At 68.9% G+C, this 4,340-nt stretch carries 6 protein-coding genes; 3 read left to right on the forward strand and 3 right to left on the reverse strand.

Annotation, left to right across the window (positions count from 1 at the left end):
- The 3 genes from ACEN88_RS25385 to ACEN88_RS25395 form a co-directional block, all read left to right on the forward strand.
- The coding region (locus ACEN88_RS25385) for a carbohydrate kinase family protein (RefSeq protein WP_413344127.1) at positions 1 to 333 on the forward strand (333 nt) is incomplete at its 5' end.
- Positions 334 to 335: 2 nt separating this feature from the next.
- Positions 336 to 1,256: a pseudouridine-5'-phosphate glycosidase gene (locus ACEN88_RS25390; RefSeq protein WP_413344129.1), complete on the forward strand. Its 921-nt coding sequence runs from the start codon at positions 336 to 338 to the stop codon at positions 1,254 to 1,256.
- A gap of 7 nt (positions 1,257 to 1,263) precedes the next feature.
- The gene (locus tag ACEN88_RS25395) at positions 1,264 to 2,166 is read left to right on the forward strand and encodes a LysR family transcriptional regulator (RefSeq protein WP_413344131.1); all 903 of its coding nucleotides are present in this window, start codon (positions 1,264 to 1,266) and stop codon (positions 2,164 to 2,166) included.
- A 198-nt stretch (positions 2,167 to 2,364) separates the two neighbouring features.
- On the opposite strand, the gene pcp is transcribed toward ACEN88_RS25395, so the two are convergent.
- The 3 genes from pcp to ACEN88_RS25410 all read right to left on the reverse strand — a co-directional run.
- A complete protein-coding gene (gene pcp / locus ACEN88_RS25400; protein ID WP_413344132.1) occupies positions 2,365 to 3,036 on the reverse strand; it encodes a pyroglutamyl-peptidase I in 672 nt (223 codons plus the stop codon).
- A 7-nt stretch (positions 3,037 to 3,043) separates the two neighbouring features.
- A complete protein-coding gene (locus ACEN88_RS25405; RefSeq protein WP_413344133.1) occupies positions 3,044 to 4,000 on the reverse strand; it encodes a DUF979 domain-containing protein in 957 nt (318 codons plus the stop codon).
- Positions 4,000 to 4,340 (reverse strand): 5-oxoproline transporter, DUF969 family subunit (locus ACEN88_RS25410; RefSeq protein WP_413344135.1); only part of this gene is annotated, 341 nt, incomplete at its 5' end. The genes ACEN88_RS25410 and ACEN88_RS25405, both read right to left, overlap by 1 nt.

The raw sequence follows: 4,340 nt of genomic DNA on the forward strand, positions 1-4,340 counted from the left end.
GGCATCCGCGCAGTGCAGGCCCAGGGTGCGCAAGACCTGATCGTCACACGCGGCGCGCGCGGCGTCCTCGTCACCGCGGGCGACGGCATCGTCGACCTGCCCGCGCCGCCGGTCGACGTCGTCGACGTGACGGGCGCCGGCGATGCGTTCGCCGCCGCCATTTGCTGGTCGCTCGTGCAGGACAGGGATGACAACAGCGCCGACGACCTCGTGCTCGCGTGCCGCCGCGGCCTGCATTTGTCGGCCCTCACCCTGGGCGTGCCCGAGACCGTCCATCCTGGCCTGGGGCCGGACAGCCTCGCCACCGAATCCCTTCCGCTTTCACAGGACTGAACATGCAAGCCTTCCTCCAGTTTTCCCCCGAAGTGCAAGCCGCGCGCGCGGCGGGCAAACCCGTCGTCGCGCTCGAGTCGACGATCATCTCGCACGGCATGCCGTACCCGCAGAACGTGCAGACGGCACGCGAGGTCGAGCAGGTGATCCGCGACGCCGGCGCGGTACCGGCCACCATCGCCCTCATCGACGGCCGCATCTGCGTGGGCCTGGCCGACGACCAGCTCGAACAACTGGGCAACGCGCAGGATGCGCTGAAAGTGAGCCGGCGCGACCTCGCGTACGTGCTGGCCGAGAAGAAGCTGGGCGCGACGACGGTCGCCGCGACGATGATCTGCGCGGCGCTGGCCGGCATCGAAGTCTTCGTCACGGGCGGCATCGGCGGCGTGCACCGCGGCGCGGCGACGAGCTTCGACATCTCCGCCGACCTGCAGGAACTGGCGCGCACGAACGTCGCCGTCGTGTGCGCGGGGGTGAAGTCGATCCTCGACATCGGCCTCACGCTGGAATACCTGGAGACGCACGGCGTGCCGGTGGTGAGCGTCGGCCAGCCCGGCTTCCCCGCCTTCTTCACGCGCGAATCGGGCTTCAATGCCGACTTCCAGCTCGACACGCCGGAACAGCAGGCCCGCTTCATCCGCACCAAGTGGCAGCTGGGCCTGACGGGCGGCGTCGTCGTCAGCAATCCGGTCCCAACGGAATCGGCGATGAAGAACGACGAGATCGGCGGGATCATCGCGCAGGCCCTTCGCGAGGCCGACACGCAAGGCGTGAAAGGCAAGGCCGTGACGCCGTTCCTGCTGGCCCGCATCAAGGACCTGACGGGCGGCAGGAGTCTCGCCACGAACATCGCGCTCGTGAAGCACAATGCCCTCGTCGGCGCCCGCCTCGCGGTGGCGCTGCACGCGGCCGCCCACGTTTGAGACCATCATGTCGATCGACCTGAAGCAACTGAAATACTTCCTGGCGGTGGCCGAAGAAAAAAGCTTCAGCCGCGCCGCCGAGCGCCTGCACATCTCGCAGCCGCCGCTGTCGCAGCAGATCATGAAGCTGGAGAGCGAACTGGGGGTGCGCCTGTTCGCGCGCACGACGCGCAGCTTCGAGCTGACGGTCGCCGGCAAGGCGCTGATGCACGAAGCGGCCGACCTGCTGGGCCGCATGCGCATGACCATCGACACCATCCGCCAGATCGACCGCGGCGAAGTGGGCCGCCTGCGCGTGGGCATCGTCGGCTCGGCGATGTGGGGCCCGATCCCCAGCCTGCTGGAACAGTTCCAGAGCCAGTTCCCGCGCGTGACGTGGACCATCCACGAACTCGGTCCGAACGACCAGTGGGACGCGCTGCGCGGCAAGCAGATCGACGTGGGTTTCTGGCGCGAGCCGAAGATCGACGAGGACATGCTGAGGAACGCCGGCCTGCGCCAGGAACTGGCTTTCCGCGAAGACGTATGCGTCGCGATCAACGCCCAGCATCCGCTTGCGCAGCAGGACGCCATCGAACTGATAGCCATCGCCGACGAGCCGATGCTGACCCTCCACCTGGACCAGTCGGCGGAGCCGCGTTACCTGATCCAGTGCTGCGTCAACGCGGGCTTCCAGCCGACGATCTTCCAGGAAGCCGCGGAGCCGCAGACCCTGCTCGCGATGGTCGGCGCGGGACTCGGCGTGGCGCTGATGCCGGCGACGACGAGCCGCATCGGCTGGCCCGGCGTGCGCTTCCTGCCGGTGCGTACCAATCCGCCGTCGGCCAATCTGTACATCACGTATCCGACGCAGGACGATGCGCCGGTGGTGCGGGCATTCCTCAAGATCCTGCATCCCGCCGGGGAATAAACCGTCGGGGGGGGGCCGGGGGGCCCCCCCCCCCCCCCGTTAAATGGGTTGTGCCCCCGCCCCCCCCCGGTAGGGGGGCCGCCCCCCCCCCCCCCCCACCCCCCAACAGGGCGCCGGGGGGGGCAACCCCAAACCACCCCCCCCCCCGCGGGTAAAAACCCGGGGGGGGGGCCCGGGGCCCCCCCCCCCACGCACGATTCAATGGGTAGCTCCGCCGGCCTCCGCCGTATCGGTCTCCGTCACCACCGCCACCTCGACCGCGATCCTGAGCGCGTCGACGATGTCGCGCAGCGCCATCGACGGCGGCCGCTCGGGGCGATCGGCCGCCTGCTCGGGCAGGAACGGCACGTGGATGAAGCCCGCCTTCACGGGTTGCCCGACCGCGTGGTGCATCAGGCCGTAGAACACGTGGTTGCACACGAACGTGCCGGCCGTCTGCGACACGCCGGAAGGAAAGCCGCGCAGCCGCAGCGCCTTCACGATGGCCTTGACGGGCAAGGTGGTGAAATACGCTGCCGGGCCGTCGGCCGCGACGGGCGTGTCGACGGGCTGGTTGCCCGCGTTGTCGCGGATCGACGCATCGTCGACGTTGATGGCCACGCGCTCCAGCGAAATCTCGGAACGCCCGCCGGCCTGGCCGACGGCGATCACGATGTCGGGCTTGACGCCCGCGATGGATTCGCGCAGCACGTCGAGGGCGGTGCCGAACACGCACGGCAGCTGGCGCGCGACGACCGCGAAGCCCGGCCCGGACCAGCCGTCCAGCGCGCGCACGGCTTCCCACGACGGGTTGATGGCGGCGCCATTGAACGGTTCGAATCCGGTCAGCAGGACGGTCCTGGTGGGTACTTGAGTGGTGGGTGCGGTCATGGTCGGCTCATCGATACATCAGGAAGTACAACAGGACGATATTTGCGCCCAGCAGCGGCAACGCGGTCGGCAGCTGGGCCTTGATCACGGCATTCTTGTCGGGCAGTTCGAGCAGTGCCGCCGGCACGATGTTGAAATTCGCCGCCATCGGCGTCATCAGGGTGCCGCAATACGCGCTGAACATACCGATCGCGGCCATCACGGCCGGGTTCGCATGATACACCCCGACCAGCACGGGAATCCCGATGCCGCCCGCGATGACGGGGAACGCGGCAAAGCCGTTGCCCATCACGACGGTAAATAATGCCATGCCCACGCAGAACGCGGCGCAGGCGAGCAGGCGCGAATCGAGCGGGATATAACTGGTCGCGACGTGGGCCACGGCCTTGCCCACGCCCGCCTCGGAAAACAGCAGCCCGAGCACCGCGAGCATGTGCGGCAGCACGACGGCCCAGCTCATCGCATCGATCAGGCGCCGTGCCTCGCGCACGCCCTGCAGCGGCGTCGCGCGCGTGAGCCAGCACGCGAGCGCCAGCGCGGCGATGCTGCCGCAGCCCATGCTCACCAGGGTCAGGTTCTTCGGGTCCAGCAGGTAGCGCATGCCGACGTGGACGTCCTTCAGCACGACGGAACCGAGCATCGTCACGACGGGAATCGCCAGCGCCGGCACGAGCAGGCGGTTGCCCAGGCGCGCCGCGGTGGATTGTCGTTCCGCTTCCGGCAGGACGTCCGCCTTCCCCGGCCGCACGAAACCGAACCCGGCGACGAGCGCCATCGAGATCATCAGCACCCCCGCCACGCTTGGGGCCAGGCGCTCGCCCAGCAGGTAGACGAGCGCGTACAGGCCCCAGAACAGTGCCGTCGTGAAGCGGCGCGGATTCGTCTTGTCGCGCAGCGTCATGAGCGCGCACGCGGCGAACAGGAGGCCGACGAGCAGGTAGAAAAAATCGAGCGCAACGAGCATTACGCGACCTCGCCTGCGGTCTCGCGGCGGATGCGGGCGTCGAGCCGGCGCAGGTTCCACGCGTGGATCACGAACGCCGTCACCGCCGTCGGGATGCCCCACAACGCCATGTGGATGGGATCGACCTCCAGGCCCTCGGCTTTCAGGATCGTCTGCATCAGCACGATGGCGCCGAACGCGACGAACACGTCCTCGCCGAAGAACAGGCCGACGTTGTCCGTGGCCGCGCTCATCGCCCGGATGCGCTGGCGCAGCGGTTCGGGCAGTTGCCCGTGGCGCGCCTGGGCAACCGCCTGCTCGTGCCGGCGCTGGCGATTCCCGTCGTGACGATGCTCGGTTC

Source organism: Massilia sp. CT11-108, assembly GCF_047302915.1.
Taxonomy (GTDB): domain Bacteria; phylum Pseudomonadota; class Gammaproteobacteria; order Burkholderiales; family Burkholderiaceae_D; genus Telluria; species Telluria orientalis.